Below are 22,262 nucleotides of genomic sequence, written 5' to 3'. Positions count from 1 at the left end.
ATTAAAATTCAGGAGTAAAATGAATGACAGTGGAAAAGTTACGAAAGAATCTTGTTTTTTTAATAAAAAAATATGTTCGGGAAAGTCAACGGGAAGCATTTTATGATGACATATCAAAGCCTGATGTGCCAGTGAAAGGTATTTTAGCTGACTTTAATAAAGTCAAAACAAGAACCGTTGATGAAGCGGATGGAGATTTGATACGTGATATTTACTTTTATTTTTGCTAACTAATAGTTATACGGGGAATTGATTTTTTCAGGTTGTTTATTATGTTTGTTTTTTTAGTTTTTTTATGGAAGGTGAGTAGGTTGATGCATGGGGAAGGGTAAATGACTCTTGAGTCGTCCCAATCCTTACCCTCCCCTATGAGGGACATTAGAAATATATTAATTACAGATTTTATTTTATATATCACGCATTATGCTGATTTCCTTGTTTTAACTTTATTCAAAACCTGTTCGCCGCTGATGATAATCCGTTCGAAGGGCGATTGAGAAAATTACCCATAACCGCCTGCTGCAGGAGGTGAACGTGGACGTGCCGATGACCTAAGTATACTGCGACCAGACAGTGATGACCCGTTGGCACATGCTGACGACGTTAATGCCCCAGAGATCTTCTGGTTCCACTGCCAGCCCAACGGCACGCCAGAGCGGATAATGGATATCGAAGGGCAGAAGCGCTGGGAAGGGGCGAACGGAGCCTGCGTAAGCTACTGCTGGAAAGCGAGACGCAGATATCCGAGTATCTCCAGAATTGGATGTGCCAAACAAACCAGTGTATGAAATCAGGGATGCCTATCATGAATTACGATTCATATAATGAAGTACTTGATTATCTGAGGTTTTTTTTCAACGAAAGAGTGGATTCATCAATTTATTTAGAAAAACTAATGACTTTGATTGAAGGATCTCGCACTGAAAAAACGGTGATAATAAGAGCAATTTATGAAACGTACATGCAGTATGTAAAACAAAGTAGTGATGGCATAAAAATTAACGCTGAGGAAAAAGAAATGTGGATTGACTTATTGCACCATTGGCAATAAGACTTTATTGTTATGCGGGTGTCATTGTAAATGGTTATAATAAATATAATATGTACGCGGAAAATGCTCCTCATATGGATATTCTCATGTTGAGTCGATTATATTATTAAGAACTTGTCAGGCAATAAAAAGTCAATTAGGACAAAATGATTGAATTAAAATTTAAACCGATTACAGGTGAACTAAATCTTGATGATCTGCCTTTGGAAATTGATACTGAAGAAGGCTTTTGTAAGTGTGATTTATACCGCGAATTAGTAAAGCACAAAGCCGTTAAGAAAACCATGCCAAATCACTACCTTGTTGACTCAGCAGTGTTTTCCGATAAAGAATTTCAAGTTACTATACGCCCAGTGTGCTATGGTTTTCCTTTTATGCTTCATCTTGTAGATAAAAACAGTCAATACTATAAAGCATTAAATGATTGGAATGCTCGAACTAATATTCACATACTAAATGAATCAGTAAAAAGTTTGTCTGATTGGCTGAAAGAATCACTAAACCTGGACACGCCTGATACCATGGAAACAGACATCATTAGGTGGAACTTTGCGTGGGGGCGGGTTTCAGTCTCATATGAGACAAAGTCGTTTAATCATGGGATATATATAGTTTGGAATATAACGTAGTCACTTCCAGACAAGGTTGTTTAGATATGTTAGAAATGAAACTTGATGTTCATACTGGATTTGTAGCAATTAACAACTACCCAATCGAATTAAAAGATGTTGATACTTTTAAAAATTCCTCATTTTACAAGTTCTTCTCGCCATTGACTAAAATAGGTCCTTTTTATTTCGCTATCGATAATATTAAATGGAAAGATCAAGTTTTCATTTTGGAACTGAGGCCCTCAGCATTTTCTTTTACTCCATCATTATTCCTTACTAGTAAGGATGGAAATTTTTATAAAACTCTAGATGATTGGGATAAAAGGGCTAATCTGAGTAATTTATCGGAGGAGCGGCAGCGTTTGACAGCATGGGTTGAGAATGAAATAACCTCGAACCCTAAACTTAAAATTACAACCCCACCATATGGAATTCACTGGGTGCATGAATGGGGAAGTATTGTTGTGCAGTCTAATGAAAAAAGCTTCGATTGTGGTATTTATATCGAATGGAATGTTTGACATAAATAATGTTATTAATTAATAAAATTCCTCATTTTCTTCTCACCTTACTTTTCTATTAATAACTTAAAGGCTCAATAAAAATTGAAATTAACTAATCGACTAAAGAAGAAGATATTAGTGCTGGATGGCACTGATAATGACTTTATAGATTATGGCGCAAAAATAGCATGCCCTGAATGCGAGGGGGTAATAGTCTATTCTATCGTAAACTCATATGATTTTGACACGCTCACTGAAGAGGTAAAATGCTTTTTGGTAAAGAAAATGAGAGGTGTGAAGCTTGTCAGTGAACATAAGAAATATAGCTACGACGATAGCCAGTTAGATGTTTCGAAAAATACATGTACAAAGTGTTTGAAAGAGTTTTCTACTGTATTAACGTATAAAGAAGTGCAGCCAGCCCGATACCGGGTATATCTTGTGGGGCTTTTTGAAGGTGATTTGAAACAGATCAAACTTTAAAAGTTGAGGTTTACCAATGATTGAAAATCTCATTTGTATTAAAGAAAATGACCTGCTTCAATGGGCGCGTGGCGAAAGTAACATACAGGTTAGTATGCCATTTTTAGACTATGCAATGGTCGACTCAACACGCCAGTTAGTCTTTGCGTTAAGCAAGCCAAAGCCATTACCAACCGTTTTGACCATCTTCAATGCGCAGGGCGAAAAACTATTTTGGTCAGCACCTCCTGAAGGCGCATTTTTCTATTACTTAACCTTCAACCTGTCAAAGGAAGTGGTTGTGGTCTGTAGCTATGCAGAAAAGCAAAACTGCTGGCATGATTGGTTTTATTCCTGGGATATGAAGCGTAATGCTTTGTCTCAATTAGGCCCTGCGTATTAACATCAAAAGCGCCAAAAAACGATAACAATAACCGGTAGCCAAAGAGGGCCGCATAAGCAGTTCCAACAAGCGGTTTAAAACTGAACTGAGTGGCAAAGGATGAGCACGGTTTACATTGTCATTTTGACCTATATAAAACCACACGAAGAAATCGACGCAGCGAAACCTGCTCATGTGGAGTGGCTTAAAAAGGGGTATGCAGAGGGGATTTTCCTGACGTCCGGTAGACGGATCCCAAGGACCGGTGGAGTCATACTCGCTAAATGTGAGAGTCTTGCCTCTCTTGAAGAGCGCTTGCGCGAGGATCCTTTTCAGAGGTTAAAACTTGCGACTGCTGAAATCATTCCCTTTGAACCCTGCATGAAAACCGAACTCCTGGACAATGTGTTTTAACCCCGCAATAAAAAAAACACGCCAAAGCGTGGATTTTTTTCATTCAAAACAAATCAAACGTTAAACAGGAAGTTCATCACTTCGCCATCTTTAACGATGTAATCTTTCCTATTCGCACGCATCTTGCCTGCTTCTTTCGCGCCTTGCTCACCTTGTTCTCAATAAGCTGTCGGTCTCCGACTTTACCCGCGACGAACTCCACCGGGAGACCAGCCGCACCCAGGGGCTGCTGACCACCCGCAGCGAATACGATCGTCTTGGCCAACCGCATTGCCGGGACGTCTTTACCTGCAATGCCAGGTGCCGTCGCCGCGCCGCTGGTCCCGCCGCAGGGATTACGACTACCGCAATAACCTGGTGCGTGAAGAGCGGGACGATAACCCGTTCAGCTGGTACCGCTGGCAGTACGACAGCGCCGGGCGCCTGCTCGTTCAGGACGGCACGCTGCCCGGACAGGAGCAGTGGCGCTGGGATGCAGCCGGTAACCCGCTGGAAGGGGCTGCTGAGAAGGTCACGCACAACCGCCGTACGCAGCTGAACGGCATTCGCTGGCGCTATGACATCCACGGCCGCACCGTGGAGAAGGATAACGGCCAGACGCGCTGGCACTACCGCTACGACGGCGAACATCGCCTGACGGAGGTCATCAACCAGCCGCGGGATCGCAACAAGCCGCAGACGCAGGTCAGCTTCCGCTACGATCCGCTCGGGCGCCGCATCAGCAAAACGCGCCGCCAGGTGCTGGGCGGACAGCCAACCGGCAAGCCGGTCACCACCCGGTTTGTCTGGGAAGGGTTCCGCCTGCTGCAAGAGCAGCACGGAGATGTGCCGCTGACCTACGTCTACAGCGACCAGGACAGCTACGATCCGCTGGCGCGTATTGATGGCGTTAATGCTCCGGAGATCTTCTGGTTCCACTGCCAGCCGAACGGCACGCCGGAGCGGATGACGGATATCGAAGGGCAGGTGCGCTGGGGAGGGGTCAACAGCGCCTGGGGCAAGCTGCTGCGGGAAAGCGAGTCGCAGGTATCAGGATATTCTCAGAACCTGCGCATGCAGGGGCAATACCTGGACCGTGAGACAGGGCTGCACTACAATCTGTTCCGGTATTACGACCCGGACTGCGGAAGGTTTACGCAGCAGGACCCGATAGGGCTGGCGGGGGGGATAAACCTTTACCAGTATGCGCCGAATGCGCTGGGGTGGGTGGATCCGTGGGGGTTAACTCCTGAATATCTGATTCGCTACCGCCCACACGATTCTCTTGTAAGCAATTATAGGGGGAAAGATGAACATAAAAAATGCAGTCCAAGACTTTGTTAGCAAATTCAAAATGAATGATTTAAATATGGGAGAGATAGACTATACAGACGATGAAAATGAAACTTCTTTTCCAGTGAATTTAAATGGCGAAATTCGTTTTTTTTATAGCCATTTGATTTTAAATGACCACCCAACATTTGATGGTACTTTCTTTATACAGATTGTTGAGCCCCAAGAGCTTAATGAAATGTTATCAGGCTGGCGAGTTCAAAATGACACGACCTGGCGCGATGAATATATAATCTTTGCTGAAAGAAATGGAGATGTTCTTTTTTGTGATACCCAAAATATTACATCTCCTGTTTATGGTAGTATTCAAAAAAGAAATTTCATTATTTCCAATTCGTTAGCCGACTTTTTGGATGCTTTTTGTTCTGCCATTGAGATAGAACAAAGTAAATATGATGGTGATGCTACAGATGATGATTTTAATTTCAGAGAGGACTTTCTGGAAGATATCGATTTAATGCTAAAAAGCAAGCTTAAGGATGTTGAGGCAGAAGCTTTTAAATATTTCTTTTTTGGTTAATAACAATAAAAACTTACTCTTTTAGAGACCTCCATGCTTCTGAAGGCATTTATTGCTTATATCCCTTTTATATAGGCAAGGAGGTCTCTTTTCGAATGATAATGAATAAATATATGAAAAACGTATGCTATAAATTCGATGAAAAAAGAGTTACATCTCTTGTAGAAAAAGGAAACGAGTTTCACGACAACCAAAAATACGCCGAAGCTTTAGAGCAATACCAAAAAGCCTGGCAAGCTCTTCCTGAGCCAAAGTTTGAATCGGAATTTGCTAACTGGATCGCTGCGTGCATGTACAGCGCTTACTTTGATCTTGAGGATTACGATGAGGCGAAGAAATGGGGAGAGACGACTTTGCGCACACGTGGATCGGATATAGACACCGCACCATCAATCGACCTCGGCATGGTCTGTTACGAGTTGAATCAATTCGATGAAGCGTATAAATATTTCAACGATGCTTATAACTACGGCAAAGAGCGTGCGTTTCAGGATAGACCTAAAAAATACCTTGAGTTCTATCTGCGCAAGAAGGCGTAAAATCGGTAATTTATGAAAAAAAATCCACGCCAAAGCGTGGATTTTTTTCATTCAAAACCAATCAAACGTTAAACAGGAAGTTCATCACATCGCCATCTTTAACGATGTAATCTTTCCCTTCCGCACGCATCTTGCCTGCTTCTTTCGCGCCTTGCTCACCCTTGTAGGTAATAAAGTCTTCAAACGCGATAGTCTGCGCACGAATAAAGCCTTTCTCGAAGTCGGTGTGGATCTTACCGGCCGCCTGAGGCGCGGTCGCACCTACAGGGATCGTCCACGCACGCACTTCCTTCACGCCAGCGGTGAAGTAGGTCTGCAGATTCAGCAGCTCATAGCCTGCGCGAATTACGCGGTTCAGGCCCGGCTCTTCCAGACCCAGCTCGGCCATGAACTCTTCACGGTCGGCATCGTCCAGCTCGGCGATGTCGGATTCAACGGCAGCGCACACGGCAACAACCACAGAACCTTCCGCCGCGGCGATTTCACGCACTTTGTCGAGGTAAGGGTTGTTCTCGAAACCGTCTTCGTTAACGTTGGCGATGTACATGGTTGGCTTCAGGGTCAGGAAGCTCAGGTATTTGATCGCCGCTTTGTCTTCGTCAGTCAGGTTTTTCAGCGCGCGCAGCATGCCGGCGTTTTCCAGCTGTGGCAGACATTTTTCCAGCGCAGCCAGTTCCGCTTTCGCGTCCTTGTCGCCGCCTTTGGCTTTCTTCTGCACGCGGTGAATCGCGCGTTCGCAGGTGTCGAGGTCAGAGAGCGCCAGCTCGGTGTTGATAACGTCGATGTCGTCAGCCGGATCCACTTTGTTGTTTACGTGGATGATGTTGTCGTTCTCGAAGCAGCGCACAACGTGGCCGATCGCTTCGGTTTCACGAATATTGGTCAGGAACTGGTTGCCCAGGCCTTCACCTTTGGATGCGCCTTTTACCAGGCCCGCGATGTCCACGAATTCCATGGTGGTTGGCAGAATGCGCTGCGGCTTCACGATTTCCGCGAGCTGGTCCAGACGCGGGTCCGGCATTGGCACAACGCCGGTGTTAGGTTCGATGGTACAGAACGGGAAGTTCGCCGCTTCGATACCCGCTTTGGTAAGCGCGTTAAACAGGGTGGATTTGCCCACGTTTGGCAGACCGACGATACCGCATTTGAATCCCATTTCTAAATCACCTTAATATCTTGATAATCAATCCGTTAACGATAACCGATTGATGAAAAGTAAATAACTACGCCTATTATACACGTAACCCGCATGACGCGCGGTAAAAAAGCCGTATCGGGCGGATTATTGCGCTTTAAAAGCGTGCAGGCGGTTTGTCGCTTTGGTTAAGCCATCTTGCAGCCAGATTTCAGTGCAGCGCGCCGCTTCGTCTACCGCCTCGTCAATCAGTTTCTGTTCGGAAACCGGGGGCTTACCGAGCACGAAACCGACAACTTTGTTTTTATCGCCCGGATGGCCGATTCCCACGCGCAAACGGTGGAAATTCGGGTTATTGCCCAGCTTGCTGATGATGTCTTTAAGACCGTTGTGGCCGCCGTGGCCGCCGCCAAGCTTGAATTTCGCCATGCCAGGGGGGAGATCCAGCTCATCGTGGGCGACCAGAATTTCATCCGGATTGATGCGATAAAACGTTGCCATCGCCGCCACGGCTTTACCGCTCAGGTTCATAAACGTGGTGGGTACCAGCAGGCGAACGTCCGCGCCTGCAAGGTTGATACGTGAGGTATACCCGAAGAATTTAGGTTCTTCACGCAGGGGCGCACGTGACCGCTCGGCCAGCAAATCGACGTACCATGCACCGGCATTATGGCGGGTAGCCGCATATTCTGCGCCCGGGTTGGCGAGGCCGACAATCAGTTTAATCGTCACGATTCAATTCCTAATGGGTTCCAGATCTGGCGCGTAGTTTACTGTCTGGCGCGCCGCTTGACAAAATTCTGCGATCTTCTCGGCGAAATACGAATAATTTCTGATTTGAACAATTAGAATTTCAAGCTGTTCAAAGTCTTATTTGTAAACTTTTGTTTGGGAGTTATCTGTAATTGTGATCATTCACGCAACTCATAAAAGGGGCGTTGTCTATACTTTACACACAAGGATTAGGGGCTTTTCCCATGACAACCCAAAGTTCCGGAGGTGACACATGAAACGCAAAAACGCTTCGTTACTCGGTAACGTGCTGATGGGGTTGGGGCTGTTCGTGATGGTAGGCGGCGTGGGTTATTCCATTTTGAACCAGTTGCCGCAGCTTGATCTCCCGCAATACTTCGCCCATGGCGCGATACTGAGCATCTTCCTCGGTGCGGTATTGTGGCTCGCCGGGGCACGCATGAGCGGACATGAGGAAGTGTGCGATAAATACTGGTGGGTGCGCCACTACGACAAACGCTGTCGTCGCGACCAGCATAAGCACAGCTAGTGCTGCGATAAAGAACACCGAAACGGCTCCCGAGGGAGTCGTTTTTTTTTTGCATCAGGGGTTGACCCTCACGTAACGTAAGGCTCCAGAGTGGCGCCACTGGCAAAGAAAAAGGAGCAGTTATGTTGATTCAGGTGGGTGAGCTGGCGAAACGTGCCGGGATCACCGTGCGGACATTGCACCACTATGAGCAAACAGGGTTGTTGCTGCCTTCTGCCAGAAGCGCGGCAGGTTACCGGCTTTACAACCTGGCGGATGTCCAGCGTCTGCACATGATCCAGGCGCTGGCAAAAGCGGGGCTGGAACTTGCTGAAATCAGGGATTTCCTGGAGCAGGAGTCGCTGTCGTTAACCGAGTTACTCGATGCGCAAATCACGCTGCTGGATAAACAGCTGCGCAGCATACATACGCTGCGCGACCGGCTGGTGGAGCTGCGAGCCGGGCTTCTCGACGATGCGACGCCTGATCTGGAATCCTGGCTACAGACTCTGGAGTTAATGAATATGTACGATCGCTGGTTTAGCAAAGAAGAGTTACAGCAGCTGCCGTTTGCGGTGCAGAAGGATGCGCTGGCGGCTATCTGGTCAGGGCTGGTTGCAGAGGCCAACACGCTGCTGGAACACGGTATACCCGCTACGGACGCGCGGGCGATGGATCTGGCGACGCGCTGGATGGAACGCCTGGAGCAGGACACGGCGGGCAAGCCGGAGTTTCTCACCCGGCTGAACGAGATGCACAGCGTTGAACCGCAGATGCAGGCGCAGACCGGCATCACGCCGGAGATGACCGATTACATTACGCGGGCGTTTGCCGAGTCGAAGCTGATTATCTGGGAGAAATATCTTTCTGCCGAGGAGATGGCCTTTACCCGGAAGCACTATTTTGACCGTATGATGGAGTGGCCGCCGCTGGTGGCGAAACTGCATCAGGCGCAGCGGGAAAATATCGATCCTGCCTCGGAGGAGGCGCAAAAGCTGGCTGAAAACTGGCTGGCATTGTTCCAGTCCTACGCGGGCACCAGCCCGGAAACTCAGCAAAAGTTTCGCGCCGCCATGCAGCAGGAGCCGCACCTGATGAAAGGAACCTGGATGACGCCTACCGTGCTTGCATGGCTCCAGCAGGCGATCGGAGTGATGATGCAGAGACGTTTCTCTGCATCAGATAACTCACATATCCGCTAGCGCGGCTTCACGGTTAGGATAGAAGGAGAGTCGGCCAGGGATAGGCTGGACACCCGCACGCGCCATGGTGCGCAGGGGCTGGAATTCCAGATTACTCACCCGCAGCTCACAGCCTTCCGGCAGACGTGTCACAAAGCGCTGGAAGGCATCCAGACCGCCGGCATCCAGCACCGGTACGGCATCCCATTTCAGCACCACAACCCGTTTGCCCGCGATGCGGGACTCAAGATCGCTGAACAGACCTTCCGCTGCGGCGAAGAACAGCGGGCCAATCACGCGCAGCACCAGCACGTCGTCAGGCACCTCGACGTTAACCGGGGAAAGGCGCGTCATCTGCGCGATACGGCGCATAAACAGCAGGGAAGCCAGCACGATCCCGACGCTGATGGCGATAACCATATCGAACAGCACGGTCAGCGACATGCAGATCAGCATCACGATGATGTCGTCTTTCGGCGCGCGGCGCAGCAGGTTCACGACCTTATGCGCCTCGCTCATGTTCCATGCCACCATCAGCAGCAGGGCGGCCATGGCGGACAGCGGTAGCCAGGAGAGCAGCGGGGCGAGGATCAGCAGGGCAAGGATCACCAGCACGGAGTGGATAACCGCCGAAACAGGTGACGTTGCACCCGCGCGCACGTTGGCCGCAGAGCGGGCGATGGCTGCCGTTGCGGTAATACCGCCAAAGAACGGCGCGACGAGGTTCCCCAAACCCTGACCGACCAGTTCGCTGTTAGCTTTGTGCTTGGTGCCGGTCATGCCGTCCAGAACGACGGCGCAGAGCAGGGATTCAATCGCTCCCAGCATCGCCATCGAGAACGCAGCGGGAAGCAGGGCGCGCAGGGAATCCCAGCTTAGGGTAAAGCTGGAGCCGGGCATGTCCCACGGCAGCACCAGCTGCGGTAGCAGTTGCGGAATGCCGCTACCCTGTGAACCGTCCGCCAGAACATAGTGGAACTGCGAGCCGATAGTCGCGACGTGACCACCGAACATATTGACGATGGCCATCACCGCGCAGCCCAGCAGCAGCGCGGGCAGGTGACCCGGCAGACGGATCCCCAGACGAGGCCAGACGATCAGCGTGCCCAGCGTCACAATCCCGATGGCGGCGTCGCCCAGGTTAGCAGTCGGCAGCGCCATAAACAGCGCCCCCACTTTTTGCAGGTAGTGCTCCGGTACGTGGGGCATCTGCAGGCCGAGGAAATCCTTAATCTGCATGGTTCCGATGGTGATACCAATCCCCGAGGTAAACCCCAGCGTCACGGAAAGGGGAATGTACTCTATCAGGCGACCAAAGCGAGCCAGGCCAAACAGAATCAAAAAGACGCCGGACATCAGGGTGGCGACCAGCAGGCCTGCCAGACCAAACTGCTGCGAAACCGGGTAGAGGATCACCACAAAGGCGGCAGTCGGGCCGGATACGCTGAAGCGCGAGCCGCCCGTCAGGGCAATGACGATCCCGGCAACGGCCGAGGTGTACAGACCGTACTGCGGCGCAACGCCGCTGCCAATTGCCAGCGCCATCGCCAGCGGGATGGCGATAATGCCGACGGTGATCCCGGCAATCAGGTCACGGACAAAGCGTGACGAGGTGTACTTCTCTTTCCAGCAGGCGTCGATGAGGGCGCGAAAGGGCAGAACATGTGAGGAGGCTACGTTTTTCACAATTATCTATCATCCGTATGCGCATCATCTGTCATATGAATGGCAGGTGAAGGAGGCATTAATCATACAAATAAAACCCGGAGACAAAAAAACCCGCCGCAGCGGGTTTTTAGGCCGTGTTCGATTAGTGTTCGAACATTGCAGAGATGGATTCTTCGTTGCTGATACGACGAATCGCTTCGGCCAGCATCCCGGACAGGGTCAGGGTACGCACGTTTGGCAGTGCCTTGATCTCGTCGCTCAGTGGGATGGTATCGCATACTACAACTTCGTCAATGACGGAGTTGCGCAGGTTGTTTACCGCATTACCGGAGAAGATCGGGTGAGTCGCGTACGCGAACACGCGCTTGGCACCACGCTCTTTCAGCGCTTCAGCTGCTTTACACAGCGTACCGCCGGTATCGATCATGTCGTCGACCAGCACGCAGTCGCGGCCAGCCACGTCACCGATGATGTGCATCACCTGAGAAACGTTAGCGCGCGGACGACGTTTGTCGATGATCGCCATGTCGGTATCATTCAGCAGCTTAGCGATAGCACGGGCACGTACCACGCCGCCGATGTCCGGAGAAACCACGATTGGGTTATCCAGGTTCAGCTGCAGCATGTCTTCCAGCAGGATTGGGCTGCCGAATACGTTATCAACCGGGACGTCGAAGAAGCCCTGGATCTGCTCAGCGTGCAGGTCAACGGTCAGTACGCGGTCAACGCCGACGCTTGACAGGAAGTCAGCGACAACTTTAGCGGTAATTGGCACACGCGCGGAACGGACGCGACGGTCCTGACGTGCATAGCCGAAGTAAGGGATTACAGCAGTGATACGGCCTGCGGAAGCGCGACGCAGAGCGTCGACCATAACAACCAGTTCCATCAGGTTGTCGTTCGTTGGAGCACAGGTGGACTGGATGATGAAAATATCACCACCGCGTACATTTTCGTTAATTTGTACGCTGACTTCGCCGTCGCTAAAGCGACCTACGGCGGCGTCGCCGAGGGAAGTGTACAGGCGGTTGGCAATACGTTGTGCTAGTTCCGGGGTGGCGTTACCAGCAAAAAGCTTCATATCAGGCACGAGAAGAACCTCAGGCATGCGTCCAGTGGTGGATAGCGTTCGCCGTAAACTGTGCGGGCCAGGCAAAGGCTATCCAGGCGGTGTATTAAAGAGCGCGATGCAACGTCTGGAACAGGGTGACGTTGTCACCGAAACTCAGTCTGCGCCAGAATGGCCTGCTGTAGGGGGGAGGTGTTCATCCCACGTGCTACAAAACCATGCAGCCAAACCGGCGCTTGCTCAAGCACCTGACGAGCGGCGGATTCGGTGTCAAATTCAGCAAAGACACAGGCTCCTGTACCAGTCAGGCGCGACGGCGCGTATTCTAACAGCCAGGAAAGCACCGCATCAACCTCGCGAAAACGTTTTCTTGCGATATCCTCGCAATCGTTGCTGAATTCACAATTTAATAACGTTTCTATTGACCGAACCGGGGTATTCCTTTTCAGGTCAGGATCTTTAAAGATGACCGGGGTCGGAATGCTTACGCCAGGATGGGCAACCAGGTACCATTTTTCCGGCGGTTCTACAGGGGAGAGGATTTCCCCCACGCCCTCGGCAAAGGCCGCATGACCGCGCACAAACACCGGGACATCAGCCCCCAGCGTCAAGCCCTGTGCTGCCAGTTCATCCTTCGACAGCCCGCAGCCCCAGAGATGGTTCAGCGCAACCAGCACGGTGGCGGCGTTGGATGAGCCACCGCCCAGACCGCCGCCCATCGGCAGCCGCTTCTCGATACGGATTTCCGCGCCGCTTCCCGCGGGTAGACGGCCCGATTCCGCTGCGGCTTTCATCAGCAGACGCGCGGCGCGCACGATCAGGTTCTCCTCATGCGCCACGCCCTCGACCGGGGTCAGGAGGCAAATCTGCCCGTCCTGGCGCTGTTCAATGGAGATCGTGTCGCCATAGTCAATAAACTGAAACAGCGTCTGCAGCGTGTGATAGCCGTCAGCGCGCTGGCCGGTAATGTATAAAAACAGGTTTAGCTTCGCCGGAGAGGGCCAGTGGGTCATCATTTAACGATCCAGTTATCCATTTTCAGCTTGATGCGCTGGCTTCCCTGAGTCAGTTCCATATTCGATGGTAGCGACGGTTTACTCTTACTGTCATAGGCGCTGTACACCACTTTCCAGGTTTTGCCGTTCTGGGTGTAGTTCACCTGGCTCAGACGGTACTGGTCGTCCAAGGTGTAGTCGGTGGCGTCACCCGGCAGGCCCAGGATCCACTGGCGCAGACTGTTGAGCGGGATAGGCATCCCGGTCAGCTTGCCAATCATCTCTTCGGCATCGGTCGCGGTATAGTGCTGGCCTTTGTTATCGGTGATCTGCGCTTCGCCCGGTTTCGCGATAAGCTCCAGCTCGGTGCTGCCCAGCGGGTTCAGCAGCAGCAGGCGGTAGTTGTCCTGCCCCGTCTGCTGCCAGAAGAAGCGGGCATAAACCTTTTGTTCGTCAGAGAGATAAGCGAAAGCGCCGCGGGTCTGGTACTGGTTCAAATTACGGACGTCCTGCTGGTGCTGACGCCACTGCGGTGAATCAGGGCTTTTGCCCGGGCCTTTTGGTTGGGTGACGGTACAGGCGGTCAGAACCAGTGCTGCCAGCGGCAGCAGGCGAATCAGTCGGGTCATAATGAGGACAAATCCTTGAGATACGTTGCAGTTATGACTGTTAATGCTAGCGTCGAAGGGGGCTACCGTCTACGTTCAAATTATCTCAAAGCGCTGTGTAACCTATTACTCCGAAAGGGGGCTGTCTCTTTTATTGATCTCGCGCATCCTGTATGATGCGTTCTGCTAACCTTATTAACGCTGGTACTACTCCCGCTCAACATGACCCTATTAGCACTCGGTATCAACCACAAAACAGCCCCGGTTTCGCTGCGAGAACGCGTAACGTTTTCGCCGGATACGCTTGACCTGGCGCTGGACAGCCTGCTTGCACAGCCGATGGTGCAGGGTGGCGTGGTGCTCTCGACGTGCAACCGTACCGAGCTCTATTTAAGCGTGGAAGAGCAGGACAACCTGCACGAAGCACTGATCCGCTGGCTATGCGACTACCACAATCTCAACGAAGACGAGCTGCGTAACAGCCTGTACTGGCATCAGGACAACGATGCTGTCAGCCATCTGATGCGCGTGGCCAGCGGTCTGGATTCGCTGGTGCTGGGCGAGCCGCAAATTCTCGGTCAGGTAAAAAAAGCGTTTGCCGATTCACAAAAAGGGCATCTGAAGGCCAGCGAGCTGGAGCGCATGTTCCAGAAGTCGTTCTCCGTGGCGAAGCGTGTGCGAACCGAAACCGACATTGGTGCCAGTGCGGTTTCCGTTGCTTTCGCGGCCTGCACCCTTGCGCGCCAAATCTTTGAATCCCTTTCTACCGTCACCGTGATGCTGGTGGGCGCGGGCGAAACCATCGAACTTGTGGCGCGCCATCTGCGCGAGCATAAAGTGAAAAAGATGATCATCGCTAACCGCACCCGCGAACGCGCGCAGGTGCTGGCGGATGAAGTGGGGGCAGAGGTGGTTGCCCTGAGCGACATCGATGAACGCCTGAAAGAGGCGGACATTATCATCAGCTCTACCGCCAGCCCGCTGCCGATTATCGGAAAAGGGATGGTGGAGCGTGCGCTGAAGTCCCGTCGCAATCAGCCAATGCTGCTGGTGGATATCGCCGTCCCGCGCGATGTTGAACCGGAAGTGGGCAAGCTGCCTAACGCCTACCTCTACAGCGTGGATGACCTGCAAAGCATCATTTCGCACAACCTTGCCCAGCGTAAAGCGGCGGCGGTTCAGGCGGAAACCATCGTTGAGCAGGAAACCAGTGAGTTTATGGCCTGGCTGCGCGCGCAAAGCGTCAGCGAGACCATCCGCGAGTATCGCGGACAGGCGGAGCAGGTGCGTGATGACCTGACTGCCAAAGCGTTAGCGGCCCTTGAACAGGGCGGTGACGCGCACGCAATTATGCAGGATCTGGCGTGGAAACTGACCAACCGCCTTATCCATGCGCCAACCAAATCTCTTCAGCAGGCCGCCCGTGACGGGGATGATGAACGCCTGACTATTCTGCGCAACAGCCTCGGGCTGGAATAGCGCCCTATACCCATTTTCTAAGACAAGGTGCACTTACGCCTATGAAGCCTTCTATCGTCGCTAAACTGGAAGCTCTGCACGAGCGCCATGAAGAAGTACAGGCGCTGCTCGGGGATGCCGGGACCATTGCGGACCAGGAACGTTTTCGCGCCCTTTCACGTGAATACGCGCAGTTAAGTGATGTTTCTAAATGCTTTACCGACTGGCGACAGGTTCAGGAAGATATCGAAACCGCGCAGATGATGCTCGACGATCCTGAAATGCGCGAGATGGCGCAGGAAGAGCTGCAGGATGCGAAAGCGCGTTCTGAAGAGATGGAGCAGCAGCTTCAGGTGCTTCTGCTGCCGAAAGATCCGGACGATGAGCGTAACGCCTTTGTGGAAGTTCGCGCCGGTACCGGCGGTGACGAAGCGGCGCTGTTTGCCGGGGATCTGTTCCGCATGTACAGCCGCTACGCCGAGTCGCGTCGCTGGCGCGTGGAGATCATGAGCGCCAACGAAGGCGAACACGGTGGCTATAAAGAGGTTATCGCCAAGATCAGCGGCGACGGCGTGTATGGACGTCTCAAGTTTGAATCCGGCGGTCACCGCGTGCAGCGCGTACCGGCCACCGAATCTCAGGGCCGCATTCACACCTCTGCCTGTACGGTGGCGGTGATGCCGGAGCTGCCGGAAGCGGAACTGCCGGACATTAATCCGGCGGACCTGCGTATTGATACTTTCCGCTCCTCTGGCGCGGGCGGTCAGCACGTTAACACCACCGATTCCGCCATTCGTATTACCCACCTGCCAACCGGTATAGTTGTCGAATGTCAGGACGAGCGTTCCCAGCATAAAAACAAAGCCAAAGCGTTGTCGGTGCTGGGCGCGCGTATCCACGCGGCCGAAATGGCGAAACGCCAGCAGGCGGAAGCATCCACGCGTCGTAACCTGCTGGGCAGCGGCGATCGCAGCGACCGAAACCGCACCTACAACTTCCCGCAGGGGCGCGTAACCGACCACCGCATCAACCTGACGCTGTACCGTCTGGACGAGGTGATGGAAGGCAAGCTGGACATGCTGATTGAGCCTATCGTGCAGGAATACCAGGCCGACCAGCTGGCGGCACTGTCCGAGCAGGAATAATGGATTTTCAGCGCTGGTTACGTGAGGCTGCCGGTGAGCTTTCCGAAAGTGAAAGCCCTAAACGCGATGCCGAAATTTTGCTTGAGCATGTGACGGGTAAAGCCCGCACGTACCTGCTGGCCTTCGGCGAAACTGAACTGACCGCGGAACAGGAAGCACAGCTCGCCGCGCTGCTTGCCCGCCGTAAAACCGGCGAGCCGGTGGCGCACCTTGTCGGCGAGCGCGAGTTCTGGTCGTTACCGCTGTACGTTTCGGCGGCAACGCTGATCCCGCGTCCGGACACCGAGTGTCTGGTTGAGCAGGCGCTGGCGCGTTTATCTGCGGAGGCCTGCAGCATTCTCGATCTCGGTACCGGTACCGGGGCCATCGCGCTGGCGCTCGCCAGCGAGCGGCCGGACTGCACCGTTACGGCGGTGGACGTGATGCCTGATGCGGTCGCGCTGGCGCAGCGTAACGTGGAACGTCTCGGGCTCAGCAACGTGACGGTGCTGCAAAGCAGCTGGTTTGCCGCGCTTGAGAATCGTTCATTTGCGATGATTGTCAGCAATCCTCCTTACATCGACGAACATGATCCGCACCTTGCGCAGGGAGATGTTCGCTTTGAACCGCTCACGGCACTGGTTGCTGCCAACGCGGGATTAGCCGATCTTGATCACATTGTGACAACGTCACGAAAACATTTACTTCCCGGTGGCTGGCTGCTCGTGGAGCATGGCTGGACGCAGGGGGAAGCCGTGCGAGCGCTGTTTATGCAAGCAGGCTACGCCGCTGTTGAAACCTGCCGCGACTACGGCGGCAACGAGCGCCTGACGCTGGGGCAGTGGTTATGAGCCTGTTTACCGTACTTATTACCGTCCACTTGATTTCCGTTGCGCTGACCATCACCTTTTTCATCGTCCGTTACTGGTGGCGCTACAGCAACAATCCGCTGATGGATGCCCGCTGGGTGCGTATCGCGCCACACTGTATCGACACGGTGTTGCTCCTTTCCGGTGCCGGGCTTATGTGGAAGACCGGCTATCTGCCATTTACTGATAAAGGCGCATGGCTGACTGAAAAGCTGTTTGGCGTTATCATCTACATCGTTTTGGGTTTTATCGCGCTTGGGCGTCGTCGTCCGCGCAGCCAGCAGGTCGGGTTTATGGCCTTTCTGCTGGGTCTGGTGGTGCTGTACATCATCATTAAACTCGCCACCACAAGAATACCGTTACTGGGGTAAGTCATGAGGTCCTTAGCCGATTTCGAATTTAATAAAGTGCCGCTTTGCGATGGCATGATCCTGATTTCAGAGATGATTCGCGACGATTTTACGTCGCAGTTTGTCTACGATGAGCTGGAGAATCTGGTCAGCCTGGCGCGTGAAGAGATTAATCAGGCTCGCCCGCAAGACTGGCAATTAGAGAAGCTGCTGGAGCTTTTCTACGGCGAATGGGGTTTCTGCGACACGCGGGGCGTGTATCGCCTGTCTGACGCATTATGGCTGGACCAGGTCTTAAAAAATCGTCAGGGCAGCGCCGTGGCGCTGGGCTCTATTTTGCTATGGGTCGCGCACCGTCTGGATATTCCGCTGGTCCCGGTCATTTTCCCGACGCAGATGATCCTGCGTGCTGAGTGGCTGGACGGCGAAATGTGGCTCATTAATCCTTTCAACGGCGACACGCTGGATGAACATACGCTGGACGTATGGCTGAAAGGCAATATTAGCCCGTTGGCTGAACTCTTCAACGAAGATCTCGACGAGGCGGATAACGCAGAGGTCATTCGTAAGCTGCTGGACACGCTAAAGTCCGCGTTAATGGAAGAGCGTCAGATGGAGCTGGCGTTGCGCGCCAGCGAAGTACTGCTGCAGTTCAACCCGGAAGATCCGTACGAAATCCGCGACAGAGGGCTGATTTATGCCCAGCTCGACTGCGAGCACGTGGCGCTGAACGATCTGAGCTATTTCGTCGAGCAGTGCCCGGAAGACCCCATTAGCGAAATGATTCGTGCGCAGATCAACGCGATCTCGCACAAACAAATTACACTGCATTAATCTTAATTCCGATTCACACCTGAATAAGGCGATCCTATGAAACAAAAAGTGGTTAGCATTGGTGATATCAAGGTAGCAAACGACCTGCCGTTCGTACTGTTTGGCGGCATGAACGTGCTGGAATCCCGCGATCTCGCCATGCGTATCTGCGAACACTACGTGACCGTGACCCAGAAGCTGGGCATCCCGTACGTGTTTAAAGCCTCTTTTGACAAAGCCAACCGCTCCTCCATCAACTCTTACCGTGGCCCGGGCCTGGAAGAGGGTATGAAAATTTTCCAGGAGCTGAAGCAGACCTTTGGCGTGAAAGTGATCACCGACGTGCATGAAGCCTCCCAGGCGCAGCCGGTGGCAGACGTGGTGGACGTGATTCAGCTCCCGGCATTCCTGGCTCGCCAGACCGACCTGGTGGCCGCGATGGCGAAAACCGGTGCCGTGATCAACGTGAAAAAACCACAGTTCGTCAGCCCGTGCCAGATGGGTAACATTGTCGATAAGTTTATCGAAGGTGGTAACGATCAGGTCATCCTGTGCGACCGTGGTGCAAACTTCGGTTACGACAACCTGGTCGTGGATATGCTGGGCTTCAGCGTAATGAAGAACGTCTCTAACCAGTCTCCGGTGATTTTCGACGTGACCCATGCTCTGCAGTGCCGCGAGCCGTTTGGCGCCGCGTCCGGCGGCCGCCGTGCTCAGGTGACCGAACTGGCGCGCGCCGGTATGGCAACCGGCCTGGCTGGCCTGTTCATTGAAGCGCACCCGGATCCGGATAACGCAAAATGCGACGGTCCATCCGCGCTGCCGCTGGATAAGCTTGAGCCGTTCCTGAAACAGATCAAAGCGATTGACGATCTGGTGAAGAGCTTCGACGAGCTGGATACCAGCAAATAATAAAAAAACCCGCTTCGGCGGGTTTTTTTATGCCTCCCTCTCCCTGGCGGAGAGGGTTGGGGTGGGGGCATCAGCCCGCACCGGCCCACTCTTACGCAAATATCGTCATCAGATACGCAACAAACAACGCCATATGCGCCGCTCCGTTCAGCACGTTGGTGCGCCCGGTGGAGAACGAAATCTGGCACAGCAGCAATGATGCTACCATCACGATCATCTCCGGCGCACCCAGCGCAAACTGCAGCTCGTTACCGGTCATAAAGGCAATCAGCGTCACCACCGGTACGGTGAGTGAAATCGTCGCCAGCACGGAGCCGAAGAACAGGTTCATTGCGCGCTGCACCTGATTATTCAACACCGCTTTCAGCGCGCCCAGCCCTTCAGGGGACAGGATCAGCAGCGCCACCAGGAAGCCGGTAAACGCCACCGGCGCGTTCAGCTCGGTTAACAGCGTCTCCAGCGGGTTAGCGTTCATCTTTGTAACGGCAATCACCGCAATCAGATGCACGATCAGCCAAACCGTATGCCACGCGCTGCTGTGGGCCGACGGCTTACCGTGGTGCGGATCATCGTCGTCGCCGTCGTCTTCATGCTCATACACAAACAGGCTCTGGTGCGTTTTGGTCTGAATCAACAGGAACACGCCGTACATGGCGGCGGAAATCAGCGCGACCAGCAGCGCCTGACCGGTGGAGAAGTTTGCACCCGGCAGCGCCATCGGGAAGACCAGCACGATAATGGCAAGCGGGAAGAGGGCAATCAGATACTGTTTGATGCCAAACAGGTTCATATACTGGGTCGCGAATTTACGCCCACCCAGCAGCAGAGAGAAGCCCACCAGGCCGCCCGTCACAATCATAATGATCGAGTAAAGCGTATCGCGCATCAGCGTCGGCGCGGCATCGCCGGTCGCCATGAGCGCGGAAATCAGGCTGACTTCGAGAATAACAACGGAAAGGCTGAGAATTAAAGAACCGTACGGCTCGCCCAGACGGTGGGCCAGGACGTCCGCATGGCGAACGACGCTAAATGCGCTGGTTAAGATGCCGACCAGGGCAAGAATATTGATACCAACCACCACTGGCAGTGACTGACTGCTTCCCCAGAAGAGCAGCACAGCCAGTGCCAGAACCGGGAAAATGAGTGACGTCTCCTTGTGGCGGGTCTTTACCGCCTCGTGTGTTGCTGTCATGTGCTTCTCCATCAATGCAGGTGCTTGTAATTATAGATAGATTTTTAAGGGCATTAAACTAACAGATCTCTGTTAAATACCCTTTATCTTTTACTTAATTTTACCCTTTTCATTGAAATTTGCGCCTGACCCATATAATTTACTTTATCTCTTAAATAGATTTTAAATAACAATAAATTAGAGCTTTAATCAATGCATAAATTAAGCCCGGGTGGCACCATGCTATATCGTCGTCCACACTTATCTCTTTAAGCAAAAGAGAGGTGAGTGATGCCATATAAAACGAAACGCGAATTACCCGATAACGTGCAAAACGTGCTGCCCGCTCACGCGCAGGATATCTATAAAGAGGCGTTTAACAGCGCCTGGGATCAATACAAAGACAAGGAAGATCGCCGGGATGATGCCAGCCGTGAAGAGACGGCCCACAAAGTCGCCTGGGCCGCCGTAAAACATGAATATGAAAAAGGAGACGACGATAAATGGCATAAAAAGAAATAGCCCTGAAATAATTCGCTGCCTTCATTTTGACTTTTCAGGCGGTTGAACTGCCGTTGTATTGCAACTGGTCCGCTAATTGCTTATCGTTATTTCACTGCTGGCAAAATGACCAGCACCTAAGGCCGGGAAGGCGAATTACAGATGTCGCAAGGAAGCATGCAGTGGCGGAGGTGGAAAGTGTTAACGCGTGATTTCTTAATGAAGGCAGATTGTAAGACGGCATTTGGTGCTATTGAGGAATCGCTTCTCTGGTCAGCTGAACAACGTGCGGCGTCGCTCGCTGCCACGCTTGCCTGCCGCCCGGATGATGGCCCGGTATGGATTTTTGGCTACGGTTCCCTGATGTGGAACCCGGCGCTCGAATTTGTCGAATCGGCAACGGGAACGCTGCCTGGCTGGCACCGCGCATTTTGCCTGCGTCTGACGGCCGGACGCGGCAGCGCGTGCCAGCCCGGGCGCATGCTTGCACTGAAAGAGGGCGGGCGCACCACTGGCGTGGCGTATCGCCTGCCGGATGCCACGCTGGAAGAGGAGCTTACGCTGCTCTGGAAGCGCGAGATGATCACCGGCTGCTACATGCCAAGCTGGTGCAAGCTGGAACTGGACGACGGACGCACCGTCAATGCGCTGGTGTTTATCATGGACCCGCGCCATCCGCTGTATGAAGCGGATACCCGCACGCAGGTGATTGCTCCGTTAATAGCCGCTGCCAGCGGACCGCTGGGTACCAACGCGCAGTATCTCTTCTCCCTCGATCAGGAGTTGACCCGCCTCGGCATGCAGGACGATTGTCTGAATGAGCTGGTGGTGAAGGTGAAGGCGTTGCTGGAAGGGAACCCGCTCAACGGCACGCTGCGACCGGGTTTTGCCTGATATTACGCCCGGCTTGCCGGGCGTTTAATATTATGCTGCCACGTAGCTGATGGAATGCTCCAGAGACTGACTGTGGCTGTCAATCAGCACATCCCATGTGCCGGTGTAGGGCACTGTAAGCCAGGCCTTATCATCCTGTACGGTGAGAATATCCGCCTGGGACTGTTTTTGTGCTTTCGAACTCATCAGATGAATACGACAGCGTTCTGAGCAACGCACCACCACCGTATCCCCGCCAAACAGCTTCAAACTTGTTTTTACCAGTGCCATTTTTTACCCCGTAGTCTTAAACAACGCTCTCCCTGCAGCCATATCCGAGCGTGATGTTGTTCACAATTCACTCATGGCATAACACCAAAGGGGAGGGGGTGGGATGCTGATTTTGATCAAAAAATGGCATAACGATTAAACAAAAATGACAAAATTCCTCAAAATTTCA

At 52.6% G+C, this 22,262-nt stretch carries 27 protein-coding genes and 2 pseudogenes; 20 read left to right on the top strand and 9 right to left on the bottom strand.

What is annotated here, in order from left to right; all coding sequences use genetic code 11:
* Positions 1-23: 23 nt before the first annotated feature.
* The 7 genes from FOY93_RS13020 to FOY93_RS12985 all read left to right on the top strand — a co-directional run bounded on the left by FOY93_RS13020 (position 24) and on the right by FOY93_RS12985 (position 3,423).
* A complete protein-coding gene (locus FOY93_RS13020; protein WP_126304639.1) occupies positions 24-230 on the top strand; it encodes a hypothetical protein in 207 nt (68 codons plus the stop codon).
* A 575-nt stretch (positions 231-805) separates the two neighbouring features.
* On the top strand, positions 806-1,051 hold the full coding sequence (locus FOY93_RS13010; protein WP_126304651.1) for a hypothetical protein: 246 nt from the start codon (positions 806-808) through the stop codon (positions 1,049-1,051).
* A gap of 146 nt (positions 1,052-1,197) precedes the next feature.
* Positions 1,198-1,680, top strand: coding sequence for a hypothetical protein (locus tag FOY93_RS13005; protein ID WP_070533130.1), 483 nt, complete (start codon positions 1,198-1,200; stop codon positions 1,678-1,680).
* A gap of 26 nt (positions 1,681-1,706) precedes the next feature.
* Positions 1,707-2,183 carry a hypothetical protein gene (locus FOY93_RS13000; protein WP_136195001.1) on the top strand — a complete coding sequence of 159 codons (477 nt, stop codon included), beginning with the start codon at positions 1,707-1,709 and terminating at the stop codon, positions 2,181-2,183.
* A gap of 120 nt (positions 2,184-2,303) precedes the next feature.
* Positions 2,304-2,648 (top strand): hypothetical protein, encoded by a 345-nt coding sequence (locus FOY93_RS12995; RefSeq protein WP_232057346.1) that lies wholly within the window; start codon positions 2,304-2,306, stop codon positions 2,646-2,648.
* Positions 2,649-2,664: 16 nt separating this feature from the next.
* The gene (locus tag FOY93_RS12990; protein WP_133294631.1) at positions 2,665-3,030 is read left to right on the top strand and encodes a hypothetical protein; all 366 of its coding nucleotides are present in this window, start codon (positions 2,665-2,667) and stop codon (positions 3,028-3,030) included.
* 99 nt (positions 3,031-3,129) lie between these two features.
* Entirely contained in the window at positions 3,130-3,423 is a 294-nt protein-coding gene (locus FOY93_RS12985) for a YciI family protein (RefSeq protein WP_133294630.1), read from the top strand.
* Between the two features lie 53 nt (positions 3,424-3,476).
* On the opposite strand, the pseudogene FOY93_RS12980 reads toward FOY93_RS12985, so the two are convergent.
* A pseudogene (locus FOY93_RS12980) lies at positions 3,477-3,578 on the bottom strand (DUF933 domain-containing protein); the annotation flags it as partial.
* Between the two features lie 2 nt (positions 3,579-3,580).
* On the opposite strand from FOY93_RS12980, the pseudogene FOY93_RS12975 reads away from it, so the two are divergent.
* The 3 genes and pseudogenes from FOY93_RS12975 to FOY93_RS12965 form a co-directional block, all read left to right on the top strand.
* Positions 3,581-4,746 (top strand): annotated as a pseudogene (locus tag FOY93_RS12975) (RHS repeat domain-containing protein); the annotation flags it as partial.
* A complete protein-coding gene (locus FOY93_RS12970) occupies positions 4,712-5,275 on the top strand; it encodes a hypothetical protein (RefSeq protein ID WP_115875499.1) in 564 nt (187 codons plus the stop codon). The pseudogene FOY93_RS12975 and the gene FOY93_RS12970, both read left to right, overlap by 35 nt.
* A 113-nt stretch (positions 5,276-5,388) precedes the next feature.
* Positions 5,389-5,814: a tetratricopeptide repeat protein gene (locus FOY93_RS12965; RefSeq protein WP_045405000.1), complete on the top strand. Its 426-nt coding sequence runs from the start codon at positions 5,389-5,391 to the stop codon at positions 5,812-5,814.
* 61 nt (positions 5,815-5,875) lie between these two features.
* Here FOY93_RS12965 and ychF read toward each other — a convergent pair whose 3' ends face one another.
* Complete coding sequence (gene ychF / locus FOY93_RS12960; RefSeq protein ID WP_003856650.1) at positions 5,876-6,970, bottom strand: redox-regulated ATPase YchF; 1,095 nt, start codon at positions 6,968-6,970, stop codon at positions 5,876-5,878.
* Between the two features lie 126 nt (positions 6,971-7,096).
* The gene (gene pth, locus FOY93_RS12955) at positions 7,097-7,681 is read right to left on the bottom strand and encodes an aminoacyl-tRNA hydrolase (RefSeq protein ID WP_143345231.1); all 585 of its coding nucleotides are present in this window, start codon (positions 7,679-7,681) and stop codon (positions 7,097-7,099) included.
* 274 nt (positions 7,682-7,955) lie between these two features.
* On the opposite strand from pth, the gene ychH reads away from it, so the two are divergent.
* Both ychH and FOY93_RS12945 read left to right on the top strand, forming a co-directional pair.
* Complete coding sequence (gene ychH / locus FOY93_RS12950) at positions 7,956-8,231, top strand: stress-induced protein YchH (protein WP_111965910.1); 276 nt, start codon at positions 7,956-7,958, stop codon at positions 8,229-8,231.
* Between the two features lie 122 nt (positions 8,232-8,353).
* Positions 8,354-9,412: a MerR family transcriptional regulator gene (locus tag FOY93_RS12945; RefSeq protein ID WP_136194999.1), complete on the top strand. Its 1,059-nt coding sequence runs from the start codon at positions 8,354-8,356 to the stop codon at positions 9,410-9,412.
* Here FOY93_RS12945 and dauA read toward each other — a convergent pair.
* The 4 genes from dauA to lolB all read right to left on the bottom strand — a co-directional run bounded on the left by dauA (position 9,398) and on the right by lolB (position 13,752).
* Positions 9,398-11,077, bottom strand: a complete 1,680-nt coding sequence (gene dauA, locus FOY93_RS12940; RefSeq protein ID WP_136194998.1) for a C4-dicarboxylic acid transporter DauA — start codon at positions 11,075-11,077, stop codon at positions 9,398-9,400. The two genes, FOY93_RS12945 and dauA, sit on opposite strands and share 15 nt — an antisense overlap.
* A 124-nt stretch (positions 11,078-11,201) precedes the next feature.
* Positions 11,202-12,149, bottom strand: coding sequence for a ribose-phosphate diphosphokinase (gene prs, locus FOY93_RS12935; protein WP_003856663.1), 948 nt, complete (start codon positions 12,147-12,149; stop codon positions 11,202-11,204).
* Positions 12,150-12,274: 125 nt separating this feature from the next.
* On the bottom strand, positions 12,275-13,144 hold the full coding sequence (ispE, locus tag FOY93_RS12930; protein ID WP_143345230.1) for a 4-(cytidine 5'-diphospho)-2-C-methyl-D-erythritol kinase: 870 nt from the start codon (positions 13,142-13,144) through the stop codon (positions 12,275-12,277).
* Positions 13,141-13,752: a lipoprotein insertase outer membrane protein LolB gene (gene lolB, locus FOY93_RS12925; protein ID WP_047651182.1), complete on the bottom strand. Its 612-nt coding sequence runs from the start codon at positions 13,750-13,752 to the stop codon at positions 13,141-13,143. Before lolB ends, ispE begins: the two co-directional genes overlap by 4 nt.
* 201 nt (positions 13,753-13,953) lie before the next feature.
* Between lolB and hemA the strand changes: the two genes are divergently transcribed.
* The 6 genes from hemA to kdsA are packed head-to-tail and all read left to right on the top strand — an operon-like array spanning position 13,954 to position 19,257.
* Positions 13,954-15,210 carry a glutamyl-tRNA reductase gene (gene hemA, locus FOY93_RS12920; RefSeq protein ID WP_024907067.1) on the top strand — a complete coding sequence of 419 codons (1,257 nt, stop codon included), beginning with the start codon at positions 13,954-13,956 and terminating at the stop codon, positions 15,208-15,210.
* A gap of 41 nt (positions 15,211-15,251) precedes the next feature.
* Positions 15,252-16,334, top strand: coding sequence for a peptide chain release factor 1 (gene prfA, locus FOY93_RS12915; protein WP_021240360.1), 1,083 nt, complete (start codon positions 15,252-15,254; stop codon positions 16,332-16,334).
* Entirely contained in the window at positions 16,334-17,164 is an 831-nt protein-coding gene (gene prmC / locus FOY93_RS12910; RefSeq protein ID WP_143345229.1) for a peptide chain release factor N(5)-glutamine methyltransferase, read from the top strand. The genes prfA and prmC overlap by 1 nt, the downstream gene beginning before the upstream one ends.
* Positions 17,161-17,553 (top strand): invasion regulator SirB2, encoded by a 393-nt coding sequence (gene sirB2 / locus FOY93_RS12905; protein WP_143345228.1) that lies wholly within the window; start codon positions 17,161-17,163, stop codon positions 17,551-17,553. The genes prmC and sirB2 overlap by 4 nt, the downstream gene beginning before the upstream one ends.
* 3 nt (positions 17,554-17,556) lie before the next feature.
* Positions 17,557-18,366: an invasion regulator SirB1 gene (sirB1, locus tag FOY93_RS12900; RefSeq protein ID WP_143345227.1), complete on the top strand. Its 810-nt coding sequence runs from the start codon at positions 17,557-17,559 to the stop codon at positions 18,364-18,366.
* Positions 18,367-18,402: 36 nt separating this feature from the next.
* Positions 18,403-19,257: a 3-deoxy-8-phosphooctulonate synthase gene (gene kdsA / locus FOY93_RS12895; RefSeq protein ID WP_143345226.1), complete on the top strand. Its 855-nt coding sequence runs from the start codon at positions 18,403-18,405 to the stop codon at positions 19,255-19,257.
* 91 nt (positions 19,258-19,348) lie between these two features.
* Here kdsA and chaA read toward each other — a convergent pair whose 3' ends face one another.
* A complete protein-coding gene (gene chaA, locus FOY93_RS12890) occupies positions 19,349-20,449 on the bottom strand; it encodes a sodium-potassium/proton antiporter ChaA (protein ID WP_039024239.1) in 1,101 nt (366 codons plus the stop codon).
* 270 nt (positions 20,450-20,719) lie between these two features.
* On the opposite strand from chaA, the gene chaB reads away from it, so the two are divergent.
* Together chaB and FOY93_RS12880 are read left to right on the top strand one after the other, a co-directional pair.
* Positions 20,720-20,950, top strand: a complete 231-nt coding sequence (gene chaB, locus FOY93_RS12885; protein WP_045908986.1) for a putative cation transport regulator ChaB — start codon at positions 20,720-20,722, stop codon at positions 20,948-20,950.
* A 177-nt stretch (positions 20,951-21,127) separates the two neighbouring features.
* Positions 21,128-21,823 carry a gamma-glutamylcyclotransferase gene (locus FOY93_RS12880; RefSeq protein ID WP_061097960.1) on the top strand — a complete coding sequence of 232 codons (696 nt, stop codon included), beginning with the start codon at positions 21,128-21,130 and terminating at the stop codon, positions 21,821-21,823.
* A gap of 30 nt (positions 21,824-21,853) precedes the next feature.
* Here the strand turns inward: FOY93_RS12880 and FOY93_RS12875 are convergent, their stop codons facing one another.
* A complete protein-coding gene (locus tag FOY93_RS12875; RefSeq protein ID WP_111965917.1) occupies positions 21,854-22,093 on the bottom strand; it encodes a DUF1883 domain-containing protein in 240 nt (79 codons plus the stop codon).
* Between the last annotated feature and the right edge of the window lie 169 nt (positions 22,094-22,262).

It is taken from the genome of Enterobacter sp. 18A13 (assembly GCF_007035975.1).
GTDB classification, from domain to species: domain Bacteria; phylum Pseudomonadota; class Gammaproteobacteria; order Enterobacterales; family Enterobacteriaceae; genus Enterobacter; species Enterobacter vonholyi.
Note: the sequence above shows the minus strand (reverse complement) of the source record. Positions and strands in the feature narration are given on the sequence as shown.